Consider the following 12,585-nt stretch of genomic DNA (forward strand, 5'->3'; position numbering starts at 1 on the left):
GCCCGAGCGGCACACTGCGCCCGTTAGGAATAGGGCGTTGAAGATATTCGCGAGCCGACGGCGGCGCCGGGTCGGTTGGGCCGTGGGTGGCCTCCTGCTGGTGCTGGCGGTCACGGCCCAGGTCCTGTACAGCACCGGTATCTACGCGTCCTGGCGAGACGGGCGCTCCCTCGACTCAGCCTGTGACGGCACGCTGGCCCAGGCGGGACTGGAGGCCGCTCTGAACTCCTCGCAGCCCCGTGCCAGGGCCTACGACGACTCGGACTACCTGACCGGCTGCAGTGTCCACAGCTCGGTATCAGGCCGACAGAAAAGCTACCTGGTGCTCAGGCTGCGCTGGAGCACCGCCGCTCCCCCCTCTGGGGACCTCGCCTACTACGGCTTGGGCTACAACGGTGTGACGAACCAGGCAGCGCCGCTCGGCCACGGCTGGCCCGGCATCGTCAGGTACGACGGGGGCGTCTACGGGGTGGTGGTCGCGCTCGACTGCGAGAACCAGAAGAGCAAGGCTCTGGTTGCCTACGGTGAACTGTTCGGCAAGTCGAACAGCACGACCCTCGGCGGTCTCGGTCGGGTGACCGCCGAATCCGCCAAGAAAGCGGCGGAGAAGTACGGCTGCCATGTGAGGGCGCTCGGCAAGCAGGTCACCGGCTTGAGCAGCGCACGCCTGGGCACGCCCGATACGGCCAAGCCGCTGGGGCAGGCTCAGGGATCATGCCTCGCGCTGCGCGGCACGGCGGCGGCACAGAACGGCACGCCCGATGTCATGGAGTACCCGGCGGACCCGGACGCACCGCAGACCAACTGCTACCTGGTCACGGAGGCGAAGAAGCCGGGTTACGGCCTGTACGGCTACTACGGCGCCATCGCCAAGGAGTTCATGACCGGCAAGGGAGACGACCTCACCTTCGAGGGCCATGACTACTCCTGGGCGACCGCCACGTGCCCGCAGTCGGCACAGCCGGCGGTCTTTGTGCTGTATCACCTGTGGGACGACCCCACCGACACCTACCCGGTCGCGCACTACTCCGCCTCGTTCGCCAACTCCGCGCTCAAGGCATTCGCCGAACATGAGGCGAAGCAGCGCGGCTGCACCAATGTGAGGATGATGTCCGGAGCATAGGGAAATCGGGCAGATGCGGAACTCGTGCGTACTGGGTGCCCGCGTTCTCCTGAGATGCGGTTCGTCCATATTTCGGCGTGGCGGAGCAGCGCGGCCCGGATCTTCAAGGTTTACGGCGGTGCGAAACCGCCGTCGGAGTATTTGGTACCGGTCAGCCTGTTCCCGAGGCGCTGTGGCCGCCGGCGCTCGCCATGCGCGTAAGGATCTTGGCGTACACGGCCGTCGCGGCCGCGGTGATCGTCAACAGGACCGCGAGAGCCGATACGCCCAGCAGCGCCGGCCACTGGTGCCACTGATAGGAGAGGCACTCCTCGGACGGCCTGGGACTGGCGAAAAGTGGGCCCTTGCACATGTTGTCCCTGGCTCCCGAGTACGAATCGATCTCGGGGCCATAGGAAGTAAGCAGCAGCACAATGAAGGTGATCCACAGCGCGATAGCCAGGACGGTCCAGACCGTCGACCAGTTGTCGATCCTCTCTCCGTCCCGGCGGCACCGCTCCGTGTGCTCCTGCGCGGAAAGGGACGTTACGGCTTCCCGGGGCGTTTCGTCGGCAGTCACTTCTTCCCCCTGTCACTCGGTGAGTCAGGGGAAGTCCATCACATGTACCTGTCACCGAACTCCCCAGGCCGGCAGTCTTCCGGTGGCTCACTGGTACTCATTGGGGCCGTAACGGTCTGGGCTGCCAGTAGACACCGACGTGCCGTCAGATGGCCGCGAGAACCGGGGCAGTGCGTGCCCGCTCGGGCTTGCCGTTGCCCGGCCCTCCTACCAAGGCGCGCCTCGTGCCGGTTTGACGTGTTATCAGCAGGCGATGCCTGAGCAGCGTGGTGGCGTGGTTGCTAGTGTGACGAGCGCACGCCAATCAAGTGACCGGGGGCGAGAGCATGGCGGGAAGTGCACCAGGGGAGCACCAGTCGGGTGGCGGATCTGGTCAGTCCGTGGGTATGCGGCTGAATCATGTGCCGGCGGGTGATGCGGGTGGCGGGACCTCTGGCAGTGGGCCGGTTCTTGCGTCGTCGTCATCGGAGAAGCTCGCCGCGGCGAACGCGATCGATTTCACCATCAAGGGCGCCACTGGTAACGCGGGGAAGTTCGCGGATGTTGACACCGATGCGGTGGTCAAGGCGTTCGCGGCGGGCGACGGGGACGGGTGGCTGACGTCCACGGCGGTGAAGAAGGCGCACAGCACCTGGGTCGATCAGTCGAGCAATCTTGTGGCCATGCTGACATCGGACGCGAACGCGTTGCGGCAGAACAGCGGAACGCTGTACACGGGGGACGTGGAGACTGCCTCTGGGGTGGGCAAGCGGTCTGCCCTCGATCTGATCTCGCCACAGTCGGATCACTGAGCTTCGCCTGTGCCGGTTCGTGCATTTTCACACTCAACGGGGACCCATGCCTACGTACCACGAGATCATGACGACCGACCTGGGCAAGCTCACCACGGCGGCTGCCACCTGGGACGGGATGGCAAAGCAGTTCAAGGACCAGGAGACCGCATACGGGAAGGACGTCCACGGCATCACCCTTCGTCCTACGTTCCAAGGGGTGAGCCAGGAAGCCGCCAACCGGCGTTTCGGTCTGACGCTCGATCAGTACAAGTATGCCCAGGCGGAGGCGAAGGCGATCGCCTCGATCCTGCGCGAGGCGCATACGCAGTTCGTGGATCTGCGGAAGAAGCTCGAGTCGGCCCGTGACGATGCCATTGCCAAGGGGATGGCGGTGTCGGACCAGGGCGTGGTCACGTACGACACGTCGAAGCTCAGCCAGGGCGAGCGCATGGCGTACGTCCACGACCCTGACTACCAGGAGAGCGTCCGCAAAACTGTCGGCTCTTGGCAGGAGTTGATCGACAGGTGCGTCAGCAACGTGGGTGATGCCGACAAGAACGTCGAGATCGCCCTTCAAGGCGTCGTGACCCCTCCCGACGGTTTGGGCTCTAATCCCAAGGGCTTCAACGGCAAGGCGATGAATGACATCGAGAAGTACGAGGCCAAGGAAGCGGACGACATCGCCACACGGGTGGCGAACGGCGAGAAGGTCTCCGCCGCCGACCTCGCCGAACTGCGCCGCGTCTTGACGGAGGAGAAGGGCAACAAGGAGTTCAGCCAGACCTTCCTGGACGGGTTGGGACCGGACCGCGTAATCAAGTTGACCAATAGGTTCGACGACCTCGCGTACTTTGACGATACGCACCACAAGAGCACGTATCTGGAGATCAACGGCGGACTGGCTGATGTTCTGGCCACCGCTACGAAGGTCCCCGATTTCAAAGACGCGAATGGCAAGCACCTGCGCTTCGGGACCCCGGCGTACAACGAGGCATTCACGGCGTGGACGAAGACGAAGGATGCCCGGTTCTACAACTCCTGGCGCCGGGGGCTGCGTGAGTGTGGGGACGGCGCGTACGACCTCAAGGTGGCAGGGGAGAGCGTCGGTAAGGACTTCAAGGGGCACGGACAGCGGGCACGCGGTTACCAGAGCCTTGCCACCTTGATGCAGCAAGGACATGGGTTCTCGCCGCAGTTTGTCGCGGACGTCACCGATGACATGATCGCTGCGGAGAAGAAGACACCGGACATCTGGGACCTGTACGGACGCTTCGACAAGAAGGACGGAAACGACTGGTTCGCGAATGATCCAGTCGATGGGGCCCTGGAGATCATGTCCCGTAATCCAGAAGGGTCAGCGGGCTATTTGGACCCCGGGACGAGCGTCGGTAAGGAGCGCCTTGACTACCTCCTGGGCCACGGTCATGGCAGTCGTGACTGGAACATCACCAACACCACGGCGTGGAGCGGGCATGGACAAGACATCGAGCGTGACACGGGTGACGTCGAGGACTCAGACAACCGCCAGGGCCTAGGAGACGTGCTCACCGCGGCTGCCACCGGCGTCGATCCCCACGGCCCCCGTCCATTGGGGCCCACCTCGCACTCTGATGCCAACAACCGTGTGTTCGTACATGCGCTCGACGTTCTGTCCGGGCAGGGAGATGACATGCCGGCATCGTTGCGCGACGACATGGCCAAAATCATGACCAATCATGGGCACGAGACGTATGCGGCGATGGCTGACACCGAAAATCGCCATGGGAGCCATGGTCCCAAGCTGGACCGCAGCCAGGTCATGGACATCACCAAGCAGATATCCCGGAGCCAGTATTCCTATGGTCTGCTCCATGAAGGCATGAACTATGCGATTGCGGATGACCTCCACGACAGGACGAGGCCACCAGAGGACACGCTCGGGGACGCCGGCTATGCGGTTGGCTTCATGGAGCAAGCCCGGTATGAGGCGCTAAAGAGTGATCAGCACGACTATACCTGGGACAAAGCGTGGAGCTACCACGTTGTCGGGGGGCTGATCAATTTCGTTCCGGAGTTCGGCGACGGTTTGCAGCGCGGCGTTGATGCTCTGACCACTGCCTGGATCATGGATGAACAGAAGCACCAGGCGGACAAGCTGACCAGTGACAGCCAGGCGACATACAACATTCGCCAGAATCAACTCAATGCCATCGCCCGACAGTGGTACTCGGTAAACTCTGACTGGGCTTCCCATCACACCGGGTACTCCCGGGATGATGGTGTGTACAAGATGATTGCGGCGACGGCCAATGATGGCAATGCGAGGGCTCGTGGCTTGTTGGGGGACCAGTGATGACGAAGCTTGGACGGAAACTCCTTTCCGTGGTGTGTGTCGCGGTGACGGGAGTGTTGGCCGGCTGCGGCAGCACGCAAGCCGCCATTCCGAAGAAATTCTGTGAAGTGCCCGTGCGAGAATCTGCGCTGTCGCCGCTTCTCCCCAGCGGAAGTTCGATCAAGCAGAATTACGCGGCTGGTGAGGCTCGGCCGGGTACGGGATGCACGTTGAGCGTAGACGGGCATCAGATTCTGTTCGCTGACATAAACCGTTGGGACCGTGCGCCAGAACCCACGGACTGGAATACGGTGGGCACTCAGTACAAATATGTGGCCCAGCGGAAGGTGTCGTTTCCGGGGTACGCGGCAATCGGGAGCGAGGAGGCAATTGTTCAGGCGACATGTAATACACGCACTGCTTACATGTCGGTTACCATATACTTTCGCGGTAGCCGTGTCGAAGAATCTCCCGCCGGCTATAAAAAGCTCTTGCGATTCGTCGATGACTTCGTTCCGGGCGTGACGAAGAAGTTCGACTGCACCAAGTGAGTCCGCCGCGGACGCGACGTTCGAAGATCGGCGGCATGCGCTCGGCCGGCCGGCGCATCCGTGTGGTGCGGTCCCGAGGGAGTGCTCGCGGTGCCTGACCGCCAGCCGGTTTGACCTGCGTCACGTCCGGGGTATTCTCTCCCGCTCGATTGGCGGAGCCCCTGCCTGGTATGGCAGACTAGCGGGGTTGCTCGGTCGAGTGTTGATGCTGCACGCCTCCCGCCGGGAGGACCGGAAGCGAGTCCCACAGTACTCGTCGCCCTAACTGCCTCACGGCAGCGCTGGGGCGGACGTACGGGAATCTTCCGGGAAGTGTGGGTGCGGCACCGGCCAGGCGCCCGGTGGGCTCCTCGCTCCCGGTCTCACGGTTCCGGGAGGGCCGTGTTCCCCCTGCTGGGATGTTCGAACAAGGGACATCTGTGTCAGTGGGAGCGCGACACGCCCGACCGCGTGGGTCGGAGAGAGGCTCGGAACGCCGGGTCCCAGAGCGTAAGAGAGACAGGACTACTGAGTAGCCATGGCGGGACAGAAGATCCGCATCCGGCTCAAGGCCTACGACCACGAGGTCATCGACTCCTCGGCGAAGAAGATCGTCGAGACGGTGACCCGTACTGGTGCGTCGGTCGCGGGCCCGGTGCCGCTGCCCACTGAGAAGAACGTGTACTGCGTCATCAAGTCGCCGCACAAGTACAAGGACTCGCGCGAGCACTTCGAGATGCGCACGCACAAGCGCCTGATCGACATTCTCGACCCGACCCCCAAGACCGTTGACTCTCTGATGCGACTCGACCTCCCGGCCGGTGTCGACATCGAGATCAAGCTCTGAGGCCGGTGATCTGAGAATGGCTAAGCAGATCAAGGGCATCCTGGGCGAGAAGCTCGGCATGACGCAGGTCTGGGACGAGAACAACCGTGTCGTCCCCGTGACCGTCGTCAAGGCCGGCCCCAACGTCGTGACCCAGGTTCGTACGAACGATGTCGACGGCTACGAGTCGGTCCAGATCGCCTTCGGCGAGATCGACCCGCGCAAGGTGAACAAGCCCCTCAAGGGTCACTTCGCCAAGGCCGACGTCACCCCGCGCCGCCACCTCGTCGAGCTCCGCACGTCGGACGCCGCCGAGTACACCCTCGGCCAGGAGATCACCGCCGAGGTGTTCGAGGCCGGCGTGAAGGTCGACGTCACCGGCAAGAGCAAGGGCAAGGGCTTCGCCGGTGTCATGAAGCGTCACAACTTCAAGGGCCTCGGCGCCGGACACGGCGTTCAGCGCAAGCACCGCTCTCCCGGTTCCATCGGTGGCTGCGCCACCCCGGGCCGTGTGTTCAAGGGCGTCCGCATGGCGGGTCGCATGGGCAACGAGCGCGTCACCACCCAGAACCTGACCGTCCACGCCGTTGACGCGGAGAAGGGTCTGCTGCTCATCAAGGGCGCGGTTCCCGGTCCGAACGGCGGCCTCGTCCTGGTCCGCACCGCGGCCAAGGGGGCCTGAGGTAACCGATGAGCACTGTTGACATCCTTTCGCCGGCGGGCGAGAAGGCCGGTTCCGTCGAGCTCCCCGCGGAGATCTTCGGCGTTGAGAAGGTCAGCGTCCCGCTGATCCACCAGGTCGTCGTCGCACAGCTGGCCGCTGCCCGCCAGGGCACGCACAAGACGAAGACCCGTGGCGAGGTCCGTGGTGGCGGCAAGAAGCCGTACCGCCAGAAGGGCACCGGTCGCGCCCGTCAGGGTTCGACCCGCGCGCCGCAGTTCGCCGGTGGTGGCGTCGTGCACGGTCCCGTGCCGCGCGACTACTCGCAGCGGACCCCCAAGAAGATGAAGGCCGCGGCCCTGCGCCACGCCCTCACCGACCGGGCCCGCAACAACCGCATCCACGTCGTCACCGACGTGGTCGAGTCGGACGTCTCCACCAAGGCCGCCAAGGCTCTCCTCGGCAAGATCAGCGAGCGCAAGAACGTGCTCCTGGTCATCGAGCGCGAGAACGACAAGGCCCTGCTGTCCGCTCGTAACCTGCCCCAGGTCCACATCCTGGAGCCGGGCCAGCTGAACACGTACGACGTGATCGTCTCCGACGACGTGGTCTTCACCCAGGCCGCTTTCGAGTCCTTCGTGTCCGGCCCGAAGGCCAACGACACCGAAGGGAGCGAGGTCTGATGGCTATCCGTCACCCCGCCATTGCCTCGAAGGCCGCCAAGGCCGCCAAGGCCGCGCGCGTCGCCAAGGCGCGTCGTCACGCCGCCGAGGGCAAGAACACCGTCGTCACCCCGGTCAGCAAGTCGTACACGGACCCCCGTGACGTCCTGCTGAAGCCGGTCGTGTCCGAGAAGAGCTACGCGCTTCTCGACGAGAACAAGTACACGTTCATCGTCGACCCGAGTGCCAACAAGACCCAGATCAAGCAGGCCGTCCAGGCGGTCTTCTCGGTCAAGGTCACCGGGGTCAACACGATCAACCGCCAGGGCAAGCGCAAGCGCACGAAGACCGGCTTCGGTCAGCGTGCCGCGACCAAGCGCGCGATCGTGACCCTCGCTGAGGGCGACCGTATCGACATCTTCGGCGGTCCGACCGCGTAAGCGGGTCGGATCGTCCGATATCGGACGAGGACTGAGAAATGGGAATCCGCAAGTACAAGCCGACTACGCCGGGCCGTCGTGGCGCCAGCGTCGCCGACTTCGTCGAGATCACGCGGTCCACGCCGGAGAAGTCGCTGGTCCGCCCGCTGCACAACAAGGGCGGCCGTAACAACACCGGTCGTGTGACCGTTCGCCACCAGGGTGGCGGACACAAGCGCGCCTACCGAGTGATCGACTTCCGTCGTCACGACAAGGACGGCGTGCCGGCGAAGGTCGCGCACATCGAGTACGACCCCAACCGCACCGCGCGCATCGCGCTGCTGCACTACGCGGACGGCGAGAAGCGCTACATCCTCGCGCCGCGTGGCCTCGCACAGGGCGACCGCGTCGAGAACGGTCCCGGGGCCGACATCAAGCCGGGCAACAACCTTGCCCTGCGCAACATCCCGGTCGGTACGACCCTGCACGCCATCGAGCTGCGCCCGGGCGGCGGCGCCAAGTTCGCCCGCTCGGCCGGTGCCTCCGTGCAGCTGCTCGCGAAGGAGGGCGCCTACGCCCACCTGCGCATGCCGTCCGGTGAGATCCGCCTGGTCGACGTCCGCTGCCGCGCCACCGTTGGCGAGGTCGGCAACGCCGAGCAGTCGAACATCAACTGGGGCAAGGCCGGTCGCATGCGCTGGAAGGGCGTCCGCCCGTCCGTGCGTGGTGTGGTCATGAACCCTGTCGACCACCCGCACGGTGGTGGTGAGGGACGTACCTCCGGTGGCCGCCACCCCGTGTCCCCGTGGGGCCAGAAGGAAGGCCGTACTCGTTCCGCCAAGAAGGCGAGCAACAAGTACATCGTCCGCCGCCGCAAGACGAACAAGAAGCGCTAGGAGCGGGTTCAGATGCCGCGCAGTCTCAAGAAGGGGCCCTTCGTCGACGACCACCTGATCAAGAAGGTGGATGTCCAGAACGAAGCCGGCACCAAGAACGTCATCAAGACCTGGTCCCGTCGCTCGATGATCATCCCGGCCATGCTGGGCCACACGATCGCGGTGCACAACGGCAAGACCCACATTCCGGTGTTCGTCACCGAGTCGATGGTCGGCCACAAGCTCGGCGAGTTCTCGCCGACGCGCACCTTCCGGGGTCACGTCAAGGACGACCGGAAGTCGAAGCGCCGCTAGTAGCGGGGTGGAATGACCATGACAGACACTGGAAGGACAACCATGGACGCCAGGGCCCAGGCGCGGTACATCCGCGTCACGCCCATGAAGGCCCGCCGAGTGGTGGACCTCATCCGTGGCATGAGCGCCACGGAGGCTCAGGCGGTCCTGCGTTTCGCCCCGCAGGCCGCGAGCGTGCCGGTCGGCAAGGTGCTGGACAGCGCCATCGCCAACGCCGCGCACAACTACGACCACACCGATGTCGACAGCCTCTTCGTCTCCGAGGCGTACGTCGACGAGGGCCCGACCCTGAAGCGGTTCCGTCCGCGCGCCCAGGGCCGTGCCTACCGGATCCGCAAGCGGACCAGCCACATCACCGTGGTCGTCAGCAGCAAGGAAGGAACCCGGTAATGGGCCAGAAGGTAAACCCGCATGGGTTCCGGCTCGGTGTCACGACCGACTTCAAGTCGCGTTGGTACGCCGACAAGCTGTACAAGGACTACGTCAAGGAAGACGTCGCCATCCGTCGGATGATGACGTCCGGCATGGAGCGCGCCGGCATCTCCAAGGTCGAGATCGAGCGCACCCGTGACCGTGTGCGTGTGGACATCCACACCGCGCGTCCGGGCATCGTCATCGGCCGCCGTGGCGCCGAGGCCGACCGCATCCGCGGCGACCTCGAGAAGCTCACGGGCAAGCAGGTCCAGCTGAACATCCTCGAGGTCAAGAACCCCGAGACCGACGCTCAGCTCGTGGCCCAGGCCGTTGCCGAGCAGCTCTCCTCCCGCGTCTCCTTCCGCCGTGCCATGCGCAAGAGCATGCAGTCGGCGATGAAGGCGGGCGCCAAGGGCATCAAGATCCAGTGCGGTGGCCGCCTCGGCGGCGCCGAGATGTCCCGCTCGGAGTTCTACCGCGAGGGCCGCGTGCCCCTGCACACGCTCCGCGCGAACGTGGACTACGGCTTCTTCGAGGCCAAGACGACCTTCGGCCGCATCGGCGTGAAGGTCTGGATCTACAAGGGCGATGTCAAGAACATCGCCGAGGTCCGCGCCGAGAACGCTGCGGCCCGTGCGGGTAACCGCCCGGCCCGTGGTGGTGCCGACCGCCCGGCCCGTGGTGGCCGTGGTGGCGAGCGGCGCGGTCGCAAGCCGCAGCAGGCTGCAGGCGCCGAGGCCCCCAAGGCCGAGGCTCCCGCGTCCGCTCCGGCTGAGAGCACCGGAACGGAGGCCTGACCGAAATGCTGATCCCCCGTAGGGTCAAGCACCGCAAGCAGCACCACCCGAAGCGCGATGGTATGGCCAAGGGTGGAACGCAGGTTGCGTTCGGCGAGTACGGCATCCAGGCGCTGACCCCGGCGTACGTCACGAACCGCCAGATCGAAGCGGCTCGTATCGCCATGACCCGTCACATCAAGCGTGGCGGCAAGGTCTGGATCAACATCTACCCGGACCGCCCCCTGACCAAGAAGCCCGCCGAGACCCGCATGGGTTCCGGTAAGGGTTCCCCGGAGTGGTGGATCGCGAACGTCAAGCCCGGTCGGGTGATGTTCGAGCTGTCCTACCCGAACGAGAAGATCGCCCGTGAGGCGCTGACTCGTGCGGCCCACAAGCTGCCGATGAAGTGCCGGATCGTCAAGCGCGAGGCAGGTGAAGCGTGATGTCGGTCGGCACCAAGGCGTCCGAGCTGCGCGAGCTGGGCAACGAGGAGCTTCTGGGCAAGCTCCGCGAGGCCAAGGAAGAGCTGTTCAACCTCCGCTTCCAGGCGGCGACGGGCCAGCTCGAGAACCATGGCCGTCTGAAGGCGGTCCGCAAGGACATCGCGCGGATCTACACCCTGATGCGCGAGCGTGAGCTGGGCATCGAAACGGTGGAGAACGCCTGATGAGCGAGAAGAACGTGACTGAGAACGCAGAGGCTCGCGGTTTCCGCAAGACCCGTGAGGGTCTTGTCGTCAGCGACAAGATGGACAAGACCGTCGTCGTCGCCGTCGAGGACCGCGTCAAGCACGCGCTGTACGGCAAGGTCATCCGCCGTACGAACAAGCTCAAGGCGCACGACGAGCAGAACGCCGCGGGTGTCGGCGACCGTGTCCTCCTCATGGAGACCCGGCCGCTGTCCGCGACGAAGCGCTGGCGCGTCGTCGAGATCCTCGAGAAGGCCAAGTAAGCAATTCCCGTAAGGGAATTCCTTAAGCAAGGTTCCTGTGGGGCACCCCTCGCAGGACAGTTCCGCCAGGCTCCGGGTGCCGCTCGACCGAGCGGCACCCGGGGAACCGGCAGACAATCAGGAGATAGACGTGATCCAGCAGGAGTCGCGACTGCGCGTCGCCGACAACACTGGTGCGAAGGAAATCCTTTGCATCCGTGTGCTCGGTGGCTCCGGTCGCCGCTACGCGGGCATCGGTGACGTCATCGTCGCCACCGTCAAGGACGCGATCCCCGGTGGCAACGTGAAGAAGGGTGACGTCGTCAAGGCGGTCATCGTTCGCACCGTCAAGGAGCGCCGCCGTCCGGACGGCTCGTACATCCGCTTCGACGAGAACGCCGCCGTCATTCTGAAGAACGACGGCGACCCTCGCGGCACCCGTATCTTCGGCCCCGTCGGCCGTGAGCTGCGCGAGAAGAAGTTCATGAAGATCATCTCGCTCGCGCCGGAGGTGCTGTAAGCATGAAGATCAAGAAGGGCGACCTGGTCCAGGTCATCACCGGTAAGGACAAGGGCAAGCAGGGCAAGGTCATCGCGGCCTACCCCCGCGAGGACCGTGTTCTGGTCGAGGGTGTCAACCGGGTCAAGAAGCACACCAAGGCCGGCCCGACCGCCAGCGGTTCGCAGGCCGGCGGCATCGTCACGACCGAGGCGCCGATCCACGTCTCCAACGTCCAGCTGGTCGTTGAGAAGGACGGCAACAAGGTCGTCACGCGTGTCGGTTACCGCTTCGACGACGAAGGCAACAAGATCCGCGTTGCCAAGCGGACGGGTGAGGACATCTGATGGCTACCACCACCACTCCGCGTCTGAAGCAGAAGTACCGCGAGGAGATCGCGGGCAAGCTGCGTGACGAGTTCAAGTACGAGAACGTCATGCAGATCCCCGGCCTCGTCAAGATCGTGGTCAACATGGGTGTGGGCGACGCCGCCCGCGACTCCAAGCTGATCGAGGGCGCCATCCGCGACCTCACCACGATCACCGGTCAGAAGCCGGCCGTCACCAAGGCCCGCAAGTCCATCGCGCAGTTCAAGCTGCGCGAGGGTCAGCCGATCGGTGCCCACGTCACGCTCCGCGGTGACCGCATGTGGGAGTTCCTGGACCGCACCCTGTCGCTCGCGCTCCCGCGCATCCGCGACTTCCGCGGCCTGTCCCCCAAGCAGTTCGACGGTCGTGGCAACTACACCTTCGGTCTCACGGAGCAGGTCATGTTCCACGAGATCGACCAGGACAAGATCGACCGCGTCCGGGGTATGGACATCACCGTGGTCACCACGGCGACCAACGACGCTGAGGGCCGCGCGCTCCTTCGTCACCTCGGCTTCCCGTTCAAGGAGGCGTGAGCGAG

19 protein-coding genes are annotated in these 12,585 nt (G+C 64.8%); 18 read left to right on the forward strand and 1 reads right to left on the reverse strand.

Going from position 1 to position 12,585, the window contains the following annotated elements; genetic code table 11:
* Positions 1 to 37 precede the first annotated feature (37 nt).
* On the forward strand, positions 38 to 1,123 hold the full coding sequence (locus tag ABZ845_RS04525) for a hypothetical protein (protein ID WP_360972869.1): 1,086 nt from the start codon (positions 38 to 40) through the stop codon (positions 1,121 to 1,123).
* Between the two features lie 151 nt (positions 1,124 to 1,274).
* Here ABZ845_RS04525 and ABZ845_RS04530 read toward each other — a convergent pair whose 3' ends face one another.
* Positions 1,275 to 1,682 carry a hypothetical protein gene (locus tag ABZ845_RS04530; RefSeq protein ID WP_360972871.1) on the reverse strand — a complete coding sequence of 136 codons (408 nt, stop codon included), beginning with the start codon at positions 1,680 to 1,682 and terminating at the stop codon, positions 1,275 to 1,277.
* A gap of 380 nt (positions 1,683 to 2,062) precedes the next feature.
* Between ABZ845_RS04530 and ABZ845_RS04535 the strand changes: the two genes are divergently transcribed.
* The 17 genes from ABZ845_RS04535 to rplE all read left to right on the forward strand — a co-directional run bounded on the left by ABZ845_RS04535 (position 2,063) and on the right by rplE (position 12,580).
* A complete protein-coding gene (locus ABZ845_RS04535) occupies positions 2,063 to 2,473 on the forward strand; it encodes a hypothetical protein (protein WP_360972873.1) in 411 nt (136 codons plus the stop codon).
* A gap of 67 nt (positions 2,474 to 2,540) precedes the next feature.
* A complete protein-coding gene (locus ABZ845_RS04540; RefSeq protein ID WP_360972875.1) occupies positions 2,541 to 4,787 on the forward strand; it encodes a hypothetical protein in 2,247 nt (748 codons plus the stop codon).
* Positions 4,787 to 5,317, forward strand: a complete 531-nt coding sequence (locus ABZ845_RS04545) for a hypothetical protein (protein WP_360972877.1) — start codon at positions 4,787 to 4,789, stop codon at positions 5,315 to 5,317. The genes ABZ845_RS04540 and ABZ845_RS04545 overlap by 1 nt, the downstream gene beginning before the upstream one ends.
* A gap of 517 nt (positions 5,318 to 5,834) precedes the next feature.
* Positions 5,835 to 6,143 (forward strand): 30S ribosomal protein S10, encoded by a 309-nt coding sequence (gene rpsJ, locus ABZ845_RS04550; RefSeq protein WP_003948644.1) that lies wholly within the window; start codon positions 5,835 to 5,837, stop codon positions 6,141 to 6,143.
* A 16-nt stretch (positions 6,144 to 6,159) separates the two neighbouring features.
* Positions 6,160 to 6,804 carry a 50S ribosomal protein L3 gene (rplC, locus tag ABZ845_RS04555; RefSeq protein ID WP_360972879.1) on the forward strand — a complete coding sequence of 215 codons (645 nt, stop codon included), beginning with the start codon at positions 6,160 to 6,162 and terminating at the stop codon, positions 6,802 to 6,804.
* An 8-nt stretch (positions 6,805 to 6,812) separates the two neighbouring features.
* Positions 6,813 to 7,466 carry a 50S ribosomal protein L4 gene (gene rplD / locus ABZ845_RS04560; RefSeq protein WP_360972881.1) on the forward strand — a complete coding sequence of 218 codons (654 nt, stop codon included), beginning with the start codon at positions 6,813 to 6,815 and terminating at the stop codon, positions 7,464 to 7,466.
* Complete coding sequence (rplW, locus tag ABZ845_RS04565; protein ID WP_360972883.1) at positions 7,466 to 7,885, forward strand: 50S ribosomal protein L23; 420 nt, start codon at positions 7,466 to 7,468, stop codon at positions 7,883 to 7,885. The genes rplD and rplW overlap by 1 nt, the downstream gene beginning before the upstream one ends.
* Before the next feature lie 38 nt (positions 7,886 to 7,923).
* Positions 7,924 to 8,760, forward strand: coding sequence for a 50S ribosomal protein L2 (rplB, locus tag ABZ845_RS04570; protein ID WP_360972885.1), 837 nt, complete (start codon positions 7,924 to 7,926; stop codon positions 8,758 to 8,760).
* Positions 8,761 to 8,772: 12 nt separating this feature from the next.
* Positions 8,773 to 9,054 (forward strand): 30S ribosomal protein S19, encoded by a 282-nt coding sequence (rpsS, locus tag ABZ845_RS04575; RefSeq protein ID WP_005481224.1) that lies wholly within the window; start codon positions 8,773 to 8,775, stop codon positions 9,052 to 9,054.
* Positions 9,055 to 9,096: 42 nt separating this feature from the next.
* Positions 9,097 to 9,444 carry a 50S ribosomal protein L22 gene (gene rplV, locus ABZ845_RS04580; protein WP_360972887.1) on the forward strand — a complete coding sequence of 116 codons (348 nt, stop codon included), beginning with the start codon at positions 9,097 to 9,099 and terminating at the stop codon, positions 9,442 to 9,444.
* Positions 9,444 to 10,265, forward strand: a complete 822-nt coding sequence (gene rpsC, locus ABZ845_RS04585) for a 30S ribosomal protein S3 (protein ID WP_003998826.1) — start codon at positions 9,444 to 9,446, stop codon at positions 10,263 to 10,265. The genes rplV and rpsC overlap by 1 nt, the downstream gene beginning before the upstream one ends.
* Before the next feature lie 5 nt (positions 10,266 to 10,270).
* On the forward strand, positions 10,271 to 10,690 hold the full coding sequence (rplP, locus tag ABZ845_RS04590) for a 50S ribosomal protein L16 (RefSeq protein ID WP_018564810.1): 420 nt from the start codon (positions 10,271 to 10,273) through the stop codon (positions 10,688 to 10,690).
* Positions 10,690 to 10,914: a 50S ribosomal protein L29 gene (rpmC, locus tag ABZ845_RS04595; RefSeq protein ID WP_055632347.1), complete on the forward strand. Its 225-nt coding sequence runs from the start codon at positions 10,690 to 10,692 to the stop codon at positions 10,912 to 10,914. The genes rplP and rpmC overlap by 1 nt, the downstream gene beginning before the upstream one ends.
* Complete coding sequence (rpsQ, locus tag ABZ845_RS04600; protein WP_018543912.1) at positions 10,914 to 11,198, forward strand: 30S ribosomal protein S17; 285 nt, start codon at positions 10,914 to 10,916, stop codon at positions 11,196 to 11,198. Before rpmC ends, rpsQ begins: the two co-directional genes overlap by 1 nt.
* Before the next feature lie 130 nt (positions 11,199 to 11,328).
* The gene (gene rplN, locus ABZ845_RS04605; RefSeq protein ID WP_003998823.1) at positions 11,329 to 11,697 is read left to right on the forward strand and encodes a 50S ribosomal protein L14; all 369 of its coding nucleotides are present in this window, start codon (positions 11,329 to 11,331) and stop codon (positions 11,695 to 11,697) included.
* A gap of 2 nt (positions 11,698 to 11,699) precedes the next feature.
* Positions 11,700 to 12,023, forward strand: a complete 324-nt coding sequence (rplX, locus tag ABZ845_RS04610; RefSeq protein WP_310764877.1) for a 50S ribosomal protein L24 — start codon at positions 11,700 to 11,702, stop codon at positions 12,021 to 12,023.
* Complete coding sequence (gene rplE / locus ABZ845_RS04615) at positions 12,023 to 12,580, forward strand: 50S ribosomal protein L5 (protein ID WP_016434630.1); 558 nt, start codon at positions 12,023 to 12,025, stop codon at positions 12,578 to 12,580. The genes rplX and rplE overlap by 1 nt, the downstream gene beginning before the upstream one ends.
* The last annotated feature ends 5 nt before the right edge of the window (positions 12,581 to 12,585 follow it).

It is taken from the genome of Streptomyces sp. NPDC047022, assembly GCF_040644155.1.
GTDB lineage: Bacteria > Actinomycetota > Actinomycetes > Streptomycetales > Streptomycetaceae > Streptomyces.

Coding starts and splice junctions, on each gene's coding strand:
- ABZ845_RS04540 (WP_360972875.1), top strand. CDS start 2,541: ATGACGACCGACCTGGGCAAGCTCACCACGGCGGCTGCCACCTGGGAC.
- ABZ845_RS04545 (WP_360972877.1), top strand. CDS start 4,787: ATGACGAAGCTTGGACGGAAACTCCTTTCCGTGGTGTGTGTCGCGGTG.
- rpsJ (WP_003948644.1), top strand. CDS start 5,835: ATGGCGGGACAGAAGATCCGCATCCGGCTCAAGGCCTACGACCACGAG.
- rplC (WP_360972879.1), top strand. CDS start 6,160: ATGGCTAAGCAGATCAAGGGCATCCTGGGCGAGAAGCTCGGCATGACG.
- rplD (WP_360972881.1), top strand. CDS start 6,813: ATGAGCACTGTTGACATCCTTTCGCCGGCGGGCGAGAAGGCCGGTTCC.
- rplW (WP_360972883.1), top strand. CDS start 7,466: ATGGCTATCCGTCACCCCGCCATTGCCTCGAAGGCCGCCAAGGCCGCC.
- rplB (WP_360972885.1), top strand. CDS start 7,924: ATGGGAATCCGCAAGTACAAGCCGACTACGCCGGGCCGTCGTGGCGCC.
- rpsS (WP_005481224.1), top strand. CDS start 8,773: ATGCCGCGCAGTCTCAAGAAGGGGCCCTTCGTCGACGACCACCTGATC.
- rplV (WP_360972887.1), top strand. CDS start 9,097: ATGGACGCCAGGGCCCAGGCGCGGTACATCCGCGTCACGCCCATGAAG.
- rpsC (WP_003998826.1), top strand. CDS start 9,444: ATGGGCCAGAAGGTAAACCCGCATGGGTTCCGGCTCGGTGTCACGACC.
- rplP (WP_018564810.1), top strand. CDS start 10,271: ATGCTGATCCCCCGTAGGGTCAAGCACCGCAAGCAGCACCACCCGAAG.
- rpmC (WP_055632347.1), top strand. CDS start 10,690: ATGTCGGTCGGCACCAAGGCGTCCGAGCTGCGCGAGCTGGGCAACGAG.
- rpsQ (WP_018543912.1), top strand. CDS start 10,914: ATGAGCGAGAAGAACGTGACTGAGAACGCAGAGGCTCGCGGTTTCCGC.
- rplX (WP_310764877.1), top strand. CDS start 11,700: ATGAAGATCAAGAAGGGCGACCTGGTCCAGGTCATCACCGGTAAGGAC.
- rplE (WP_016434630.1), top strand. CDS start 12,023: ATGGCTACCACCACCACTCCGCGTCTGAAGCAGAAGTACCGCGAGGAG.